A 16,101-nucleotide genomic window follows, 5' to 3' on the forward strand; every position below is an offset into this window, starting at 1 on the left:
GGTTCGGCGCAATCCACCTTGCGGCCCCGGCCGAGGGGGATAAAACTGCCGCCATGCAGTTCGTCCTTCCCCTCTCCGTCACCCTGCCCGACCCCGAGGCCACCACGCGCCTTGGCCAGTGGATCGCGCCGCTTCTCGCGCCCGGCGATACGCTGCTGCTGTCCGGCGCGATCGGCGCGGGCAAGACGCATTTCGCCCGCGCGCTGATCCAGGCGCGGCTGGCGGCCTCGGGCCGGGCCGAGGACGTGCCCTCGCCCACATTCACGCTTGTCCAGGTCTATGACACGGACGGGGCCGAGATCTGGCACGCCGATCTTTACCGCCTGGGCCACCCGGACGAGCTGTGCGAGCTTGGGCTGGATGAGGCGTTCGAGACCGCGATCTGCCTGATTGAATGGCCCGACCGGCTGGCCGGGCTTGCACCCGCCGATGCGCTTTGGTTGAGCTTCGCGCCCTCGGCCGATGGCGAGGGGCGCATCGTCACGCTGGAAGGCGATGCCACGCGCTGGAGCAAACTCGCCCCCGCCTTCCAGGGGGCCCGCGCATGAACGGTCGGGATAACACGATCCGCGCCTTCCTGGCAGCCGCCGGCTGGGGCGCGGCAGGGCGCGCGCCCCTGGCAGGCGATGCCTCGGCCCGCCGCTATGAACGGCTGAGCCTTGCGGGGCAGCGCGCTGTGCTGATGGACAGCCCCCCCGAGGCTGCCGACGATGTGCGCCGTTTCACCGATATGGCCGAATGGCTGGCCGCGCGGGGCTATTCCGCGCCCCGCATCCTGTCGGACAGGGCGGCCGAGGGGCTTTTGCTGCTTGAGGACCTGGGCGATGATCTTCTCGCCCGCCTGATCGCCGCCGATCCCACGCGCGAAGCGCCGCTTTATGCCGCGGTCACGGATTTCCTGCTCGACCTGCATCGCCACGCACCGCCGGCCGGGCTGGCGCCGCTTGACGGCCCCGCGCTTGGCGCCATGACGGGGCTTGCGGCCGAGTGGTATCTGCCCGGCATCGGCGCCCCCGCCTCCGGCGCGGCCGGCGATCTGCCCGCGCTGATCCAGGAGGCCTATACCCGGCTGGACCACGAAAAACCCGTGACCGCGCTGCGGGATTTCCACGCCGAGAACCTCATCTGGCTGCCCGCGCGGTCGGGTGTGGCGCGGCTCGGGCTGCTGGACTTCCAGGATGCGGTGGCCGCCCACCCGGCCTATGACCTCGTGTCCGCACTGCAAGATGCGCGGCGCGATGTCTCGCCCGCGGTCGAACGGGCCGAGCGCGGGCGCTATGCGCAGCAAAAAGGGCTGGAACAGGGTCGATTCGAGGCGATCTACGCCCTTCTGGGGCTGCAACGCTCGGTCCGGATCCTGGGCGTTTTCGCACGGCTATGCATGGCGATGGGCAAGGCGCATTACGTCGACCTTATCCCCCGGACATGGCGCTATATCGAGCGGAACGCGGCCCATCCCGAATTGGCCGGAATCGCCCGCGTTCTGGGCGCGGCCTTCCCCGCGCCCACCGCCGAACGGCTGGAAAGGATCAAACGCCAATGCGCGCAGCACCCGATGCGTTGATGTTGTTTGCGGCCGGTTTCGGCACGCGGATGGGCACGCTGACCGCCGACCGACCGAAGCCCCTGATCCCGGTGGCGGGCCGGGCGCTGATCGACCATGCGCTCGACCTTGCCCAAGGGGCCGGGGTGGCGCGCATCGTGGCCAACACGCATTACCGCGCCGAACAGATCGCGGCGCATCTTGCCGGGCGCGGCATCCTGCTGTCGCATGAGGACGAGATCCTTGAAACCGGCGGCGGACTGCGCAAGGCGCTGCCGCTTCTGGGGCAGGGGCCGGTCTTCACGCTGAACACCGATGCGGTCTGGACCGGGCCGAACCCGGTTGCGCAGCTGCGCGCCGCATGGGACGGGGCCGCAATGGGGGCGCTTCTGGCGCTTGTCCCGCCCGAACGCGCATCGGGCCATGGCGGCAAGGGCGATTTCAGCCTGTCCCCCGATGGCCGCATCCGGCGCGGCGGCGATTACGTCTATACCGGCGCCCAGATCGTGGACCCGGACGGGCTGGAGGCGATCGAGGGGGCGGCATTCTCGCTCAACCGGCACTGGGATCGGCTGATCGAAGCTGGGCGCGCCTTCGGCATGGTTCATGCGGGCGGATGGTGCGATGTGGGCCGGCCCGAAAGCATCGCCCTGGCCGAACGCATGCTTGGGGCCGCCGATGGCTGAGCCGCGCCTTTTCGCCCTGCCCCTCGGAACGGATTTCCCCAAGGCGCTTGTCGCCGGGCTGATCGAACGGATGCGCGATCACCCGCCCGAGGCAATGGCCCGCGTGCGGCTTTATGTGAACTCGGGCCGGATGCAGCGGCGCGTGCGCGAGGAGTTCGACCGCCATGGCGCGCGGCTGTTGCCCCGCATCCGGCTGGTCACCGATCTGGGGCGCGATCCGCTTGCCGGGACAGAGCCCGCGGTCCCGCCCCTGCGGCGGCGGCTGGAACTGGCCCGGCTGGTCGACGGGCTAAGCCACAGCCTGCCCGATTTCGCCCCCGGCCGGGGGCATTTCGATCTGGCCGACAGCCTGGCCACGCTTCTGGCCGAGATGCAGCACGAAGGCGTCACGCCCGAGGCGTTGGAGCGGCTCGACATTGCCGAGACCCATGCCGAACACTGGCGCCGTAGCCTGGCGTTCATCCGCATCGTCACCCGCTATTTCGAGCGTGACGCGCTGCCCGATCCCGATGGCCGCCAGCGCCGCATCGTCGAGCATCTGGTGCGCCAGTGGCAAGACGCCCCGCCCGCCGATCCGGTGATCATCGCCGGATCGACCGGCTCTCGCGGGGCGACATCGCTTCTGATGCAGGCGGTGGCGGGGCTGAAGAACGGCTATGTCGTGCTTCCGGGGTTCGACTTCTCGATGCCCGCGGCGGTATGGAACAGTCTCTGTTCTGGCGCTTTTCCTGCCGAGGATCATCCGCAATACCGCTTTGCCGCGCTGATGCAGGCGCTGGATCTCGGGCCGGGGCAGGTCACGCCATGGCTCGCGGCGCCAGAACCGTCGGCGCGGCGCAATGCGCTGATCTCGCTTGCGCTGCGGCCCGCGCCGGTGACGGACCAATGGATGCAGGAAGGCCGCAGCCTGCGCGATCTGCCCGGCGCGACCCAGGACCTGACCCTGATCGAGGCGCCCGATCCGCGCCAGGAGGCGCTTGCCATCGCGCTGGTGCTGCGCGAGGCCGCCGAAACCGGCACCGAGGCCGCACTGATCACGCCCGACCGGATGCTGGCGCGGCGCGTCACCGCCGCGCTCGACCGTTGGGGCATCCTGCCCGATGACAGCGCGGGCGAGCCCTTGTCGCTGACCGCCGCGGGGCGGTTCCTGCGCCATGTGGCGGGTGCGATGGGGCGCAGGCTGACGCTGGAGCAGTTGCTTGTTTTGCTGAAGCATCCACTCACGGCCACCGGATCGGCGCTGCGCGGCCCGCATCTGCGCTTCACGCGCGAGTTGGAGTTGCACCTGCGCCGCCACGGCCCCGCCTTCCCCGATGCCGCCTCCCTTCAGGCCTGGGCGGCGCGGTCGGATGAACAGGCGCGGCACGACTGGGTGGACTGGCTGGGGGCCTGCATCGACATGGCCATGCCGGCCGAAAAAGCCCCGCTTTCCGCCTGTATAGAGACACATATGGCCCTTGCCGGCAGCCTTGCCGCCGGGCCCGGCGGCAGCGTCGGCGCAAGCGAGCTTTGGGCACGGGAACCCGGCCAGGAGGCCCTGCGCGTCTTTCAGGACCTGATCCGCGAAGCCCCGGCCGGGGGCGATTATTCCCCCGCGCAATACACCGATCTGGTGCAGGGCCTTCTGCGCGCCGGCCAGGTGCGCGCGGCAAGCGCCGGGCGTTCGGGCATCCTCATCCTCGGCACGCTGGAGGCGCGGGTGCTTTCGGCCGATCTTGTGGTGCTGGCGGGGCTGAACGAGGGGGTCTGGCCCGCGATGCCCGCCCCCGATCCGTGGCTGAGCCGCCGGATGCGGCTCGAGTCCGGGCTTTTGCTGCCCGAACGGCAGATCGGCCTTTCGGCGCATGACTTCCAGCGCGGGATCGCCGCGCCGCGCGTCGTGCTTAGCCGCGCGCGGCGCGACGCGGATGCCGAAACCGTGCCTTCCCGCTGGCTGAACCGGCTGACGAACCTGCTGCGCGGCTTGCCCGATGCCGAAGGCCCCGAGGCCCTTGCCGCGATGGAGGCACGCGGCTGCACCTGGCTTGGCATGGCCCGCACGCTCGACCGTCCGACGGAGGTGCTTGCGCCCGCGCGCCGCCCCTCGCCCCGGCCCCCGGCCACGGCACGCCCGCGCGAATTGCCGGTGACCGCGATCAAGACGCTGATCCGCGACCCCTATGCCGTCTATGCCGAGCGGATCCTGCGGCTTCGACCGCTCGATCCGCTGTTGCCCGAACCCGACCCGCGCCTGCGAGGCCAGGTTCTGCACAGGATCATCGAGCGTTTCGTGCGCGAACGCCCCGCCGGGGAAGAGCCGGGCCCCGCAGAGGCCCGCCTGATGCGCATCTCCGAAGAGGTGCTGGGCCAGGAGATCCCCTGGCCCAGTGCACAGCGGCTTTGGCTGGCCCGGATCGGGCGGATCAGCGCGCAATTCATCGCGGATGAGGCCCTGCGCGCCCGCGAAGGCAGCCCCGCCGTGATCGAGCGCAAGGGCGCGCTGGATCTGCGCACGCCCGCCTTCCGGCTGACCGCAACACCCGACCGGATCGACCTTCTGCATGACGGCAGCGTGCATGTTCTTGACTACAAATCCGGCCGCCCCCCCACCGAAAAGCAGGTCGATGCCTTCGACAAGCAGTTGCTGCTTGAGGCGGTGATGGTCGAACGCGGGGCATTTCCTGATCTTGGCCCCTGCGCCGTGTCGCGGCTGAGCTATGTCCATCTGGGCGGCGAGGGGCTGACCGCCGGGATCGCCGTAACCCCCGAACGGATCGCCGAAACGCAAACCGGGCTGACCCGCCTGATCGCCGCCTATCTGCACGAAGAGACCGGCTTTACCGCGCGGCGCGCGCTGGAATCAGTGCGTCAGGCGGGGAATTACGACCACCTCTCCCGCTTTGGCGAGTGGGACATGAGCGACGCCCCCGCACCGGAGGATCTTGGCTGATGCAGCGCGACGCAGCAACCGAACGGCAGGTGCAGGCCGCGGCTCCGGGGCAGTCGACATGGCTTTCGGCCAATGCCGGATCGGGCAAGACGCGGGTTCTGACCGATCGCGTCGCGCGGCTCTTGCTGGGCGGGACCGAGCCGCAGAAGGTTCTGTGCCTGACCTATACCAAGGCCGCCGCGGCCGAGATGCAGAACCGCCTTTTGCGGCGTCTGGGCCAGTGGGCGATGCTGCCGGATGCGGCCCTTGGCCAGCAGTTGCGCGAACTGGGCGAGGTCGAGGATGTCTCGGCCGAGCGGCTGGCCGAGGCGCGGCGCCTGTTCGCCAAGGCGATCGAGACGCCGGGCGGGCTCAAGATCCAGACGATCCATTCCTTCTGCGCGGCCCTCTTGCGCCGGTTTCCGCTGGAAGCGGGCGTGCCGCATGACTTCACCGAAATGGACGACCGCGCAGCAACCCTCCTGCGTAAGGAGGTGGTCGAAGAGATGGCGGCGGGCGCGGCCCGCGATGCGGTGGACGCGCTTGCCCGGCACTATTCCAGCGATGACCTGGACCGGCTTCTGGGCGAAATCTGCCGCAATAGTGACGCTTTTCCCGCAGAACCCGATCGCGCGGGGACGATGGCGCTTTTCGGGCTTTCGGCGGATTTCGACACGCAGGCCCTGTTGCAGGATACGTTCGACGCGCGGGACATGCCGCTGATCCGCGACCTGCTGCCCCTGCTGGAGGCCAGCGGCGGCAACGACCGGAAGGCCGGGGCAAGGCTGGCCCGCGTCGACGCCCCGTCGATGGCCGCATTGCAGATCCTTGAGACCATCCTTCTGACCGGCAAGGATGCCGCCGCGCCCTTCTCTGCCAAGATCGGCAGCTTTCCCAAGAAGGCCCTGCGCGAGGGGGCGGCGGCGGCCCTGATGCCCGATCTCGAAGATCTGATGGCGCGGGTCGAGGCCGCCCGGCCGCGCCGGATCGCGCTGTCGGTCGCCCTGCGCAGCCATGCGCTACGGGTCTTTGCCGCCGCCTTCCTACCGCGCTATCACGCCCGCAAGGCGGCGCGCGGCTGGCTGGATTTCGACGACCTGATCGCCCATGCCGGGCGGCTTCTGTCCGATCCCTCGGTTGCGCAATGGGTTCTGTTCCGGCTGGATGGCGGGATCGACCACATCCTTGTGGACGAGGCGCAGGATACCAGCCCCGGCCAATGGGCCGTGATCGAACGCCTGGCGGACGAGTTCACGGCGGGCGAGGGCGCGCGCGATGTCACCCGCACGATCTTCGTGGTGGGGGATCGCAAGCAGTCCATCTATTCCTTCCAGGGGGCCGACCTGCGCCGGTTAGAGACGATGCGCAGCCATTTCGCGGCCAAGTTCGAGGCGGCAGGCCGCCCGCTTCAGACCCTTGAGCTGGAACATTCCTTCCGCTCTTCGCCCGCGGTGCTGCGGCTGGTCGATCAGACCTTCGCGCGCGACGGGATGGAGGGGCTGGGCGGCGGCACGCATCACATCGCCTTTCACGCGGGCCTTCCGGGCCGCGTGGACCTGTGGCCGCCGGTCGAGAAACCCGCCAAACCCGAAGAGGCACCCTGGGATCGGGCGCTGGACCAGATCGGGCAGGATCATGAATATGTCACGCTGGCCCGCCGCATCGCCCGCCAGATCCGCCGGATGATCGACGCGGGCACCCGCATTCCCGAAGGCGCGGGGGATGCGCGGCCGGTGCATGAGGGCGATTTCCTGATCCTCGTGCAGCGCCGCAACGCGCTTTTCAACGAGATCATCCGCCAGTGCAAGGCCGAGCACCTTGCCATCGCGGGCGCCGACCGCATGGCCCTTGGGGCCGAGCTTGCAGTGCACGATATCGGCTCTGTTCTGGCGTTTTTGTCTCTGCCCGAGGATGATCTTTCGCTGGCTTCGGCGCTGCGCTCACCGCTTTTCGGATGGTCCGAGAAGGATCTGTTCGACCTTGCCCATGGCCGGGCAGGCTATCTCTGGGAGGCGCTGCGCAACAGTGACCGGCACCCGCGGACCGTCGCCATCCTTCAGGACCTGCGCGCGCGCGCGGATTTCCTGCGCCCCTATGACCTGATCGAGCGGCTGCTGACCCGCCATGGCGGGCGCGACCGGCTGGTGGCGCGGCTTGGCACCGAGGCCGAGGACGGCATCGACGAGCTGCTTTCACAGGCGCTTGCCTTCGAGCGCAACGAAGTGCCCAGCCTGACGGGCTTTCTCGTCTGGCTTTCGGCGGGCGATGTAGAGATCAAGCGCCGCCCGGAAGGGGCGGGCCGCGCGATCCGGGTGATGACGGTGCACGGCGCCAAGGGGCTGGAGGCGCCGATCGTCATCCTGCCCGATACCGCGAAACGGCAGGACCGGCAGGGCGACGCGGTCAACCGGCTGAACGGCAGCGATGCGGTCTGGTCCGCTGCCGCCGCCGAAAGCCCGCCCGAACTTGCCGAGGAACAGGCCCTGCAAAAGCAGCAAAGCCGCGAGGAGCGCATGCGCCTGCTGTATGTCGCCATGACGCGGGCCGAAAAATGGCTGATCGTCGCTGCGGCGGGCGATGTGGGCGCCGGCGATGACAGCTGGTATGCGCTGATCGCCGAGGGTCTGGGCCGCGCGGGCACCGAGCCGGGCGCGCAGCTACGCGATATCAAGACCGGCTTCGGCACGATCCGGCGCCTTGACCATGGCGCCTGGCCCGAGGACGCCCCGCCACCCCCGCAGGGTATGGCGGCTGCACCCGAAATTGCCCTGCCCGACTGGTGCCACCGGCCCGCCCCTGAGGTATCGCGCGCGGCGGGCGCGCTTGCGCCCTCGGATCTGGGCGGGGCGAAGGCGCTTCCGGGGGAAGGCGCGCTGATGGACGAGCAAAGCGCGATGCGGCGCGGCAGCCAGTTGCACCTGCTGCTCGAACATCTTCCGCTCTGGCCCGAAGATCGCTGGCCCGGCATCGCCGAAACGCTGCTTGTGAACGGGCCAGACGGGGCCGATTCCGCTGAAACAAAGCCTGTTCTGGCCGAGGCGCGGCGGGTTCTTACCCTGGACGCGATGGCGCCCTTCCTTGCGCCCGGCACCCTGGCCGAGGTGGAACTGACGGCAGAGCTGGAAGCACTTGGCGGGCGGACGATCCATGGCACGATCGACCGGCTTCTGGTTACCCCCGAGCGGGTATGCGCGCTGGATTACAAATCGAACGCCGTGGTGCCCCCCAGCCCCGAAGAGGTGCCCCTTGGCATCCTGCGCCAGATGGCGGCCTATCGCGCGGCGCTTGGCCAGATCTATCCCGGCCGCAGGGTCGAGATCTTCATCCTGTGGACGGCGAACCAAAGCCTGATGGCGCTGCCCTGCGCACAGCTTGATGCGGCATTGCGCACAGCTACCGCATCTTGACGTGTCAGGGGGGCGCGCCTACTTTCGCCCCAACCCATCCTTGCAGGAGAGACCCATGGCCACCGTCGCTGTCACCGATGCCACCTTCGATGCCGAAGTGCGCAATTCCGACATTCCCGTCGTCGTCGATTTCTGGGCCGAATGGTGCGGCCCCTGCCGCCAGATCGGCCCCTCGCTCGAAGAGATTTCCGAGGAAATGGCGGGCAAGATCAAGGTCGTGAAGATCAACGTCGACGAAAACCCCGACAGCCCGGCCGTTCTGGGCGTGCGCGGCATTCCGGCGCTGTTTTTGTTCAAGGACGGCAAGGTCGTGTCGAACAAGGTCGGCGCCGCGCCGAAGGCCGCGCTGCAAAGCTGGATCGATTCGTCGATCTGAGCGCGACGCGACACACGGGAAAAGGGCGCCTTCGGGCGCCTTTTTTCGTGCCCATGCCCGAACCTTTTTTCGTGCCCATGTCCGAAATAGCGGCCGCGCCGTCCGCGGCGAAGGCCGGGGCAAGGGTTGCATGGCCGGGCGGGCACCCTCATATCTGGCGTCAGAACGGAGGGCATCATGGCCGAAGACAAGTTTCCCGGTTGGCACGGCACGACGATCATCGGCGTGCGCAAGGGCGGGCGCGTCGTGGTTGCGGGTGACGGGCAGGTCAGCCTTGGCCAGACCGTCATCAAGGGCAGCGCGCGCAAGGTCCGCCGCCTATCGCCCGGCGGGCATGAGGTCGTGGCGGGATTCGCGGGCTCGACGGCCGATGCCTTCACGCTGCTGGAGCGGCTGGAGAAAAAGCTTGAGGCGGCGCCGGGGCAGCTTGCCCGCGCCTGCGTAGAGTTGGCCAAGGACTGGCGCATGGACAAATACCTGCGCAACCTCGAAGCGATGCTGATCGTGACCGACGGCGCGGACCTTTACGTCATCACCGGCGCGGGCGACGTGCTCGAGCCTGAGCACGACGTGGCCGCGATTGGCTCGGGCGGGAACTATGCCCTGGCCGCCGCACGCGGGCTGATGGAAAGCGACCTCGATGCCGAGGCGGTCGCGCGCCGCGCGATGGCGATCGCGGCGGATATCTGCGTTTACACGAATGGCAATCTGACGGTGGAGAGCATCACGAAATGACCAACCTCACCCCGCGCGAGATCGTTTCCGAACTTGATCGTTTCATCATCGGCCAGAAGGATGCCAAACGCGCCGTTGCCGTGGCGCTGCGCAACCGCTGGCGGCGCAAGCAGCTGGGCGACGATCTGCGCGAAGAGGTCTATCCCAAGAACATCCTGATGATCGGCCCCACCGGCGTCGGCAAGACCGAGATCAGCCGCCGCCTGGCGAAACTCGCCCGTGCGCCCTTCCTCAAGGTCGAGGCCACGAAATTCACCGAGGTGGGCTATGTCGGGCGCGACGTGGAGCAGATCATCCGCGATCTGGCCGATGCCGCGATGATCGAAACCCGCGAACGGATGCGCGAAGAGGTGAAGGCCCGCGCCCATTCGGCGGCCGAGGATCGCGTGATCGCGGCGCTTGCCGGATCGGACGCGCGCGAGGCCACGCGCGAGATGTTCCGCGGCAAGCTCAAGCGCGGAGAGCTGGACAACACCGTGATCGAGCTGGAAGTGGCCGATCAGGCGCCGCAGATGCCGATGATGGGCATGGGCGGGCCGGGGATGGAGATGCAGATCCAGGGCTTGCAGGATCTGTTCAAGGCCTTCGGCGGCGGCCGCCGGACCCGGCGCAAGATGACCGTGGCCGAAAGCTACGATCTGCTGATCTCGGAAGAGGCCGACAAGCTTCTGGACGACGAGGCGGTCAGGGCCGCCGCGCTGGAAGCCGTGCAGGAAAGCGGCATCGTCTTCATCGACGAGATCGACAAGGTTGCCGCCCGCGCCGAGACCCGCGGCGCCGATGTCAGCCGCGAGGGCGTGCAGCGCGATCTTCTGCCGCTGATCGAGGGCACGACCGTCAGCACCAAATACGGCCCGATCAGGACCGACCATATCCTGTTCATCGCCAGCGGGGCGTTCCACATCGCCAAGCCCTCGGACCTCTTGCCCGAGCTTCAGGGCCGCCTGCCGATCCGGGTAGAGCTGAAGGCCCTGACCGAAGAGGATTTCGTGCGCATCCTGTCGGAAACCGACAATGCGCTGACGCGCCAGTATACCGCGCTGATGGCCACCGAGGAGGTCAGCGTCAGTTTCACGCCCGACGGGATCGCGGCGCTTGCCCGCATCGCGGCCGAGGTGAACCAGAGCGTCGAGAATATCGGCGCGCGGCGGCTTTACACGGTGATCGAGCGGGTCTTCGAAGAGCTGTCCTTCACCGCGCCCGACCGCGCGGGCGAGGCGGTGACCGTCGATGCGGGCTTCGTCGAAAGGCACCTGGGGGATCTGTCGCGCTCGGCCGACCTGAGCCGTTACGTCCTCTGACGGGCCCTCTGGCCCCGCTTCGCGGCACAGGCTATCCTGCCCGCGGAGCTTGTCCTGAGAGGTCGCCTTGCGCCGCTACGTTGCTGTCGTTTTCCTGATCGTGACCGCGGCCTGCGCGCCGCGCCCCGAAATCGTGCGGTATGACGGTGGCGCGCTTGCGGCGCGCCCGGTCTTTGTCGGCACCACGCGCGGGGCCGACCCCAAAACCGGCCATGACTTCTCCTTCAGCCGCACCGAGAAGGTGCGCTTCGCACGCTTCGATGTCTCGATCCCGTTCGAACGCGACCCCGGCGAGATCAGCTACCCCCCGAAGACCCGCGCGCCCGATCCGGCGCAGGATTTCCTTGTCACCCGACAAGAGGTCTATGCCGGTCCCGCCGGGTTCGAGGGCGACCTGCGCCGCGCGCTTGCAAAGGGCGGCGGCGAGGCGGTGGTCTTCGTGCATGGCTACAACAACAATTTCGCCGAGGGGCTTTACCGCGTCGCGCAGCTTGGCCACGACCTGAAGGTGCCGGGCGTTCTGGTGCATTATTCCTGGCCCTCGCGCGCCGCGGCGATGGGCTATGCCTATGACCGGGATTCCGCGCTTTTCGCCCGCGACGGGCTGGAGCGACTTTTGACCGAGGTGCGCGCGGCAGGCGCCCGGCGCATCACCATCGTGGCCCATTCCATGGGCAGCGCCCTGACCATGGAGGTGCTGCGCCAGATGGCGATCGGCGGCAAGGACATGGCGGCCAGCCGGATCGACGCGGTGGTGCTGATCTCGCCCGATCTCGATGTCGACGTGTTCCGCATGCAGGCGCATCGCATCGGGCGCCTGCCGCAACCCTTCCTCATCTTCACCTCGGAGCGGGACCGCGCGCTCCAGCTTGCGGCGCGCCTGACGGGGGAGCCCGCGCGCCTTGGCACGCTTGGCGATATCGGCCGGGTGGCGGATCTGAAGGTGACGATGGTCGAGGTCGGCGCCTTCTCGATCGGGGAGGGGCATTTCAATATTGCCCGCTCGCCCGCGCTGATCGCGCTTCTGGGCGATACGGGCGAGGTCGCCGCGGTGCTGGAAGGCGATCAGCGCGGCCGCACCGGCCTTGTGCCGGGCGTGATCCTGACCGTGCAAGAGGCGACCCGCGTGGTCCTTGCGCCGGTGGAAGGGCTGGCGAACTGATCAGCGCCCGCGGCGCAGATAGACGTAGTAGGCGCCCGAGCCGCCATGGCGCAGATGCGCCGGATCGATCTGCATCACCACCGCCCCCATCGGCGGCAGCCGCAGCCATTGCGGCACCTGATGGCGCAGCACGCCCTGACGCTGCGGGATCGGTCCGTCATCCAGACCCTTGCGGCCCTTGCCGGTGATCACCAGCACCAGCCGGCACCCCCGGCCATGGGCGCCAAGGACAAAGCGCGTCAGCTCGGGATGGGCCTGCGCCAGCGTCATGCCGTGCAGGTCGATGCGGGCCTCGGGTTCCAGCTTGCCGCGGGTCATGTTGCGATGCGTCTTGCGGTCCATCACCACCGGCTGGCGCGCAAGCTGCTCGGAGATCGAGGGGGCGAGGTCGTTCAGGAAGGCATAATCGGGCGCGGACTGGCCGATGCGGAAATCCCGCACCTCGGGGCGCGATTTCTTCGCCCCCGGATGATGCGTCGCCTCGTCCTGGGACTCGGTGGCGGCGCGGCGCGGGGCGGCATGCATCGCCGTCGCGCTGGAGGCCACGCGCGACCACAGCTCGCGCTCTTCGGGGCTGAGTTTGCGCGGGCGCCGGGTCATGCCGCGCGGCCCCTGGGCCAAAGCGCCACCATGCGGCCGCGCGCGTTCATCGCCCCCGCGGCCAGCCCGGCGGCGTCCCCGCTGCCGAAGAAGATATCCCCCCGCCCCGCGCCCCGGATCGCAGAGCCGGTATCCTGCGCCACCATCAGGCGTGGCGAAAGGCCGGGGCAGTCGATCCAGACCGGCGTGCCAAGCGGCACGATGCCGGGGTCGACCGCCAGGCTGCGCAGCGCGCTCAGCGCCACACCCTGCGCGCCGATGGGGCCCTGGCCTTCGGGCAGGTCGCATTCGCGGAAGAACACGAAAGAGGGGTTGGTGTTCAGCAATTCCGCCACCGCGCCCGGATTGTCGGCGCACCAGCGGCGGATCACCGCGATGCTCATGCCCTCGGGCGGGGCGACGCCCCGGCGCACAAGCTCGGCCCCGATCGAGCGGTAGGGCCGGCCGTTGCGCCCGGCATATCCCAGGCGCAGGGTGCCGCCCTCTTGCAGCCGGACCCGCAGCGATCCCTGCACCTGCGCCAGAAAGGCCTCGAGCAGCGATTCGAGCCAGACAAGCTCGTGCCCGGCCAGAAGATCCGCGCGCAGGATGGTCGCGCGGTCGTGCCAGGGCGTTTCGGGGTCAAGATCCGGGGGCGGGGCATGAAGCGGCGCGCAGAACCGGGCCGAGCGCGCGCGGGCACCCGGCAGTTCGGGTTCGTAATAGCCGGTGAAATGCGCCTGCCCCGCAGGCGCGACCTCGACAGGATCGAAGCGCGCCTCGAACCAGGCGTGCGGATCGGCGGGCGGGTCGGCCGATGGCGCCCCCGGCATGGAAAACGCCGCCCATGCGGCGGCGTGATCGTCCCGGTCCCAGCCGGGAAGGTCGGACCAGCGCAAGGCCCGCATCCGCGTCACCCGCCCGTGGCGACAAGCTGCCAGTTCGGGTCATTGCTGCCCATCTTGCGCGCGAAGGTCCAGATGTCGCGCTGCTTGCGCGCCGCCTTGGGATCGCCCTCGACGATCTGGCCCGCCGCGTCGCGCGCAACCGAGATCAGCTCTCCGCCGAAGCGCACGGTCAGTTCCGCCTCGCGCGCGGTGGCATCGAAGGTGGCATCCTCCAGCACCAGCTCGCGCAGGCCCAGGAATTCGGCGTGAACGCTCAGCCCCTGTTCCTCGCGGGCCCTGACCACGCCCGAGAAGGCATCGAAGACCTCGGGCGACAGGAAGGGGCGCACGCGCTCCATCTCGCCCTTCTCGAAGGCCATCAGGATCATCTCATAGGCCGCGCGCGCGCCCTGAAGGAAATCCCCGACGCCGAAGGAGGGCTCGGCCGCCTTCATCGCCGCAAGCGCGCGCGCCTGGGGCGAGCCTTCGGGAACGTGATCGGTGATGTCCGGATCAGCTCCGCCCTCGATCACCTCGAAGCTGCGGCGCGCGGAATGGGGTTCGGGCGTATCCAGCGGGACGGGGGGCTTTTCAAAGCCCTCGCGCGTTCCCAGCACGCTTTTCAGACGCAGGATCAGGAAGATCGCTATCCCGGCAAGGACCAGCAGCTGAATCACGGCATTCTCCATCGAATAGATCCTTGGTCACGGCGCGCAGTTTGTATTTCGGTTCTTCCCACTTATGTAGGGCAGGGGCGGGGTCAAGTCCACCGCCCCCCGGATCATCGACAAGGACACGACAATGTGGATCTTTCTTGCCTTTTTGCTGGTGCCGCTGATCGAGATCGCGCTGTTCATTCAGGTCGGCGGTCTGATCGGACTGTGGCCGACGCTGGGGCTCGTGCTGTTGACGGCGGTGGTGGGCACGGCGCTGGTGCGTTCGCAAGGCGCGCAGGCGATGGCCGAACTGCGCCGCGCGATGGCCGAGCTCGGCGATCCCACCGCGCCGCTCGCGCATGGCGCGATGATCCTTCTGGCCGGGGCGCTGTTGCTGACGCCGGGCTTTTTCACCGACACGGTGGGCATCGCGCTTCTGATCCCGCGGGTGCGTGCGGCCGTGCTGCGGCATCTGGCCGCGCGGGTACAGGTCGCGCGGTTCGAGATGGGCCCCGGCCCCGGCCAGCCCCGGCGCGATCCGCACCGCCCCGACATCATCGACGGCGAATTCCACGAACTTGACGAAAACGCCCCGCCCCGGCGCGGCCCCTCGGGCTGGACCCGCCACTGAGCGGGGCATTGAGGCATGCCGTCCGGGGTGCTACACCCTGTGCCGAACGGATCTTTGGAGAAACCGATGAGCGAAGAAACCAACGGGAACGGTGCCGCCCCCGCGCAGCCGCAGGTCAAGATGAACATTTTGGCGCAATTCGTGCGCGATCTGTCCTTCGAGAACGTGGTGGCGCAGAAGGGCCTGCAATCGGGCGAAGTGCAACCCGACATGCAGGTGCAGGTCAGCCTCGATGCGCGCAAGCGCGCGGCCGATCACCAGTATGACGTCATCACCAAGTTCAAGATCACCTCGACGAACAAGGCCACGAATTCTCCGCTTTACCTGCTGGAACTCGATTATGGCGGGATCTTCCATATCGAGGGCGTGCCGGAAGAGCAGCTGCACCCCTTCCTTCTGATCGAATGCCCGCGCCAGTTGTTCCCCTTCGTGCGCCGGATCGTCTCGGACGTGACGCGCGATGGCGGTTTCCCGCCCTTCAACCTCGATACGGTGGATTTCATGGCGCTCTACCGCGCCGAGCTGGCCCGCCGCGCCGAGGCGCAGAAGACCGAGCAGCCGACCCTGTCCTGAGATCCGGCCCCGTGCACGTCCGAAGGGCGCGGCAAGCTGCCTCAGGGACAAGCTGACCAAGTGACATCACGCGCCGCCGCGGGCCAGTCTTGCGGCGGCGCAACGATATGGCACCGCGAATGACCGAACCGATTCCCGCCTGGATAGGCGACACGCTTGTTCCCGTCGACAAGCTTGATGCGCATCGCAAAGGGCTCCGCCACAAGGCGGTGTCCATCTTCGTGCTGGACGGTGAAAAGGTGCTGATCCAGCGCCGGGCGGCGGGCAAGTATCACTCGGCCGGGCTTTGGGCCAATACCTGCTGCACCCATCCGCACTGGAACGAGCGCCCCGAGGATTGCGCCATCCGACGCCTGCGCGAAGAGCTGGGCATCGAGGGGCTTTATCCCGCCCATGCCGACCGCCTGGAATATCGCGCCGATGTCGGCGGCGGGCTGATCGAGCATGAGGTCGTCGATATCTACCTGGCCTATGCCGGGCGGGACATGCCGATCCGCCCGAATCCCGACGAGGTGGCAGAAACCCGCTGGATCGGGCTTTACGATCTGGTTGCCGATGTGAAACGCCACCCCGAGCGTTACTCGAAATGGCTGGCGATCTATCTGTCGGGCCCGATGGATCACATCTTCGGCGCGGTTCTGCACCGCTAGGCCGGCC

15 protein-coding genes are annotated in these 16,101 nt (G+C 68.5%); 12 read left to right on the forward strand and 3 right to left on the reverse strand.

Features of this window, described 5'->3' with window-relative positions; translation table 11 throughout:
* The first annotated feature begins 53 nt into the window (after positions 1-53).
* The 9 genes from tsaE to AC4PTO_RS16365 all read left to right on the forward strand — a co-directional run bounded on the left by tsaE (position 54) and on the right by AC4PTO_RS16365 (position 12,118).
* Complete coding sequence (gene tsaE / locus AC4PTO_RS16325) at positions 54-548, forward strand: tRNA (adenosine(37)-N6)-threonylcarbamoyltransferase complex ATPase subunit type 1 TsaE (protein ID WP_492730280.1); 495 nt, start codon at positions 54-56, stop codon at positions 546-548.
* Complete coding sequence (locus AC4PTO_RS16330; protein WP_492730282.1) at positions 545-1,564, forward strand: aminoglycoside phosphotransferase family protein; 1,020 nt, start codon at positions 545-547, stop codon at positions 1,562-1,564. The genes tsaE and AC4PTO_RS16330 overlap by 4 nt, the downstream gene beginning before the upstream one ends.
* Positions 1,540-2,229: a nucleotidyltransferase family protein gene (locus AC4PTO_RS16335; RefSeq protein WP_492730284.1), complete on the forward strand. Its 690-nt coding sequence runs from the start codon at positions 1,540-1,542 to the stop codon at positions 2,227-2,229. The genes AC4PTO_RS16330 and AC4PTO_RS16335 overlap by 25 nt, the downstream gene beginning before the upstream one ends.
* Positions 2,222-5,158: a double-strand break repair protein AddB gene (gene addB, locus AC4PTO_RS16340; protein ID WP_492730286.1), complete on the forward strand. Its 2,937-nt coding sequence runs from the start codon at positions 2,222-2,224 to the stop codon at positions 5,156-5,158. Before AC4PTO_RS16335 ends, addB begins: the two co-directional genes overlap by 8 nt.
* On the forward strand, positions 5,158-8,544 hold the full coding sequence (gene addA, locus AC4PTO_RS16345) for a double-strand break repair helicase AddA (protein WP_492730288.1): 3,387 nt from the start codon (positions 5,158-5,160) through the stop codon (positions 8,542-8,544). The genes addB and addA overlap by 1 nt, the downstream gene beginning before the upstream one ends.
* Before the next feature lie 55 nt (positions 8,545-8,599).
* Complete coding sequence (trxA, locus tag AC4PTO_RS16350; RefSeq protein ID WP_492730290.1) at positions 8,600-8,920, forward strand: thioredoxin; 321 nt, start codon at positions 8,600-8,602, stop codon at positions 8,918-8,920.
* Between the two features lie 177 nt (positions 8,921-9,097).
* Positions 9,098-9,655, forward strand: a complete 558-nt coding sequence (hslV, locus tag AC4PTO_RS16355; protein ID WP_492730291.1) for an ATP-dependent protease subunit HslV — start codon at positions 9,098-9,100, stop codon at positions 9,653-9,655.
* Entirely contained in the window at positions 9,652-10,956 is a 1,305-nt protein-coding gene (hslU, locus tag AC4PTO_RS16360; protein WP_492730293.1) for an ATP-dependent protease ATPase subunit HslU, read from the forward strand. The genes hslV and hslU overlap by 4 nt, the downstream gene beginning before the upstream one ends.
* A 67-nt stretch (positions 10,957-11,023) precedes the next feature.
* Positions 11,024-12,118, forward strand: a complete 1,095-nt coding sequence (locus AC4PTO_RS16365) for an alpha/beta hydrolase (protein ID WP_492730295.1) — start codon at positions 11,024-11,026, stop codon at positions 12,116-12,118.
* Here AC4PTO_RS16365 and AC4PTO_RS16370 read toward each other — a convergent pair whose 3' ends face one another.
* From AC4PTO_RS16370 to AC4PTO_RS16380, 3 genes are read right to left on the reverse strand one after another with little or no spacing between them, the layout of a single operon-like run.
* Positions 12,119-12,718 carry a Smr/MutS family protein gene (locus AC4PTO_RS16370; RefSeq protein ID WP_492730296.1) on the reverse strand — a complete coding sequence of 200 codons (600 nt, stop codon included), beginning with the start codon at positions 12,716-12,718 and terminating at the stop codon, positions 12,119-12,121.
* Complete coding sequence (locus AC4PTO_RS16375) at positions 12,715-13,596, reverse strand: MltA domain-containing protein (RefSeq protein WP_492730297.1); 882 nt, start codon at positions 13,594-13,596, stop codon at positions 12,715-12,717. The genes AC4PTO_RS16370 and AC4PTO_RS16375 overlap by 4 nt, the downstream gene beginning before the upstream one ends.
* A gap of 14 nt (positions 13,597-13,610) precedes the next feature.
* Positions 13,611-14,273 carry a Tim44/TimA family putative adaptor protein gene (locus AC4PTO_RS16380; protein WP_492730298.1) on the reverse strand — a complete coding sequence of 221 codons (663 nt, stop codon included), beginning with the start codon at positions 14,271-14,273 and terminating at the stop codon, positions 13,611-13,613.
* Positions 14,274-14,385: 112 nt separating this feature from the next.
* On the opposite strand from AC4PTO_RS16380, the gene AC4PTO_RS16385 reads away from it, so the two are divergent.
* From AC4PTO_RS16385 to AC4PTO_RS16395, 3 genes are all read left to right on the forward strand, one after another.
* Positions 14,386-14,871 (forward strand): FxsA family protein, encoded by a 486-nt coding sequence (locus tag AC4PTO_RS16385; protein ID WP_492730299.1) that lies wholly within the window; start codon positions 14,386-14,388, stop codon positions 14,869-14,871.
* A gap of 66 nt (positions 14,872-14,937) precedes the next feature.
* Positions 14,938-15,444 carry a protein-export chaperone SecB gene (gene secB / locus AC4PTO_RS16390; protein ID WP_492730300.1) on the forward strand — a complete coding sequence of 169 codons (507 nt, stop codon included), beginning with the start codon at positions 14,938-14,940 and terminating at the stop codon, positions 15,442-15,444.
* A 119-nt stretch (positions 15,445-15,563) separates the two neighbouring features.
* Positions 15,564-16,094 (forward strand): isopentenyl-diphosphate Delta-isomerase, encoded by a 531-nt coding sequence (locus AC4PTO_RS16395; RefSeq protein ID WP_492730302.1) that lies wholly within the window; start codon positions 15,564-15,566, stop codon positions 16,092-16,094.
* Positions 16,095-16,101: the final 7 nt, after the last annotated feature.

Source organism: Rhodobacter maritimus (genome assembly GCF_058747975.1).

Coding starts and splice junctions, on each gene's coding strand:
- AC4PTO_RS16380 (WP_492730298.1), bottom strand. CDS start 14,273: ATGGAGAATGCCGTGATTCAGCTGCTGGTCCTTGCCGGGATAGCGATC.
- AC4PTO_RS16335 (WP_492730284.1), top strand. CDS start 1,540: ATGCGCGCAGCACCCGATGCGTTGATGTTGTTTGCGGCCGGTTTCGGC.
- addA (WP_492730288.1), top strand. CDS start 5,158: ATGCAGCGCGACGCAGCAACCGAACGGCAGGTGCAGGCCGCGGCTCCG.
- trxA (WP_492730290.1), top strand. CDS start 8,600: ATGGCCACCGTCGCTGTCACCGATGCCACCTTCGATGCCGAAGTGCGC.
- secB (WP_492730300.1), top strand. CDS start 14,938: ATGAGCGAAGAAACCAACGGGAACGGTGCCGCCCCCGCGCAGCCGCAG.
- AC4PTO_RS16370 (WP_492730296.1), bottom strand. CDS start 12,718: ATGACCCGGCGCCCGCGCAAACTCAGCCCCGAAGAGCGCGAGCTGTGG.
- hslU (WP_492730293.1), top strand. CDS start 9,652: ATGACCAACCTCACCCCGCGCGAGATCGTTTCCGAACTTGATCGTTTC.
- AC4PTO_RS16395 (WP_492730302.1), top strand. CDS start 15,564: ATGACCGAACCGATTCCCGCCTGGATAGGCGACACGCTTGTTCCCGTC.
- AC4PTO_RS16330 (WP_492730282.1), top strand. CDS start 545: ATGAACGGTCGGGATAACACGATCCGCGCCTTCCTGGCAGCCGCCGGC.
- hslV (WP_492730291.1), top strand. CDS start 9,098: ATGGCCGAAGACAAGTTTCCCGGTTGGCACGGCACGACGATCATCGGC.
- tsaE (WP_492730280.1), top strand. CDS start 54: ATGCAGTTCGTCCTTCCCCTCTCCGTCACCCTGCCCGACCCCGAGGCC.
- addB (WP_492730286.1), top strand. CDS start 2,222: ATGGCTGAGCCGCGCCTTTTCGCCCTGCCCCTCGGAACGGATTTCCCC.
- AC4PTO_RS16385 (WP_492730299.1), top strand. CDS start 14,386: ATGTGGATCTTTCTTGCCTTTTTGCTGGTGCCGCTGATCGAGATCGCG.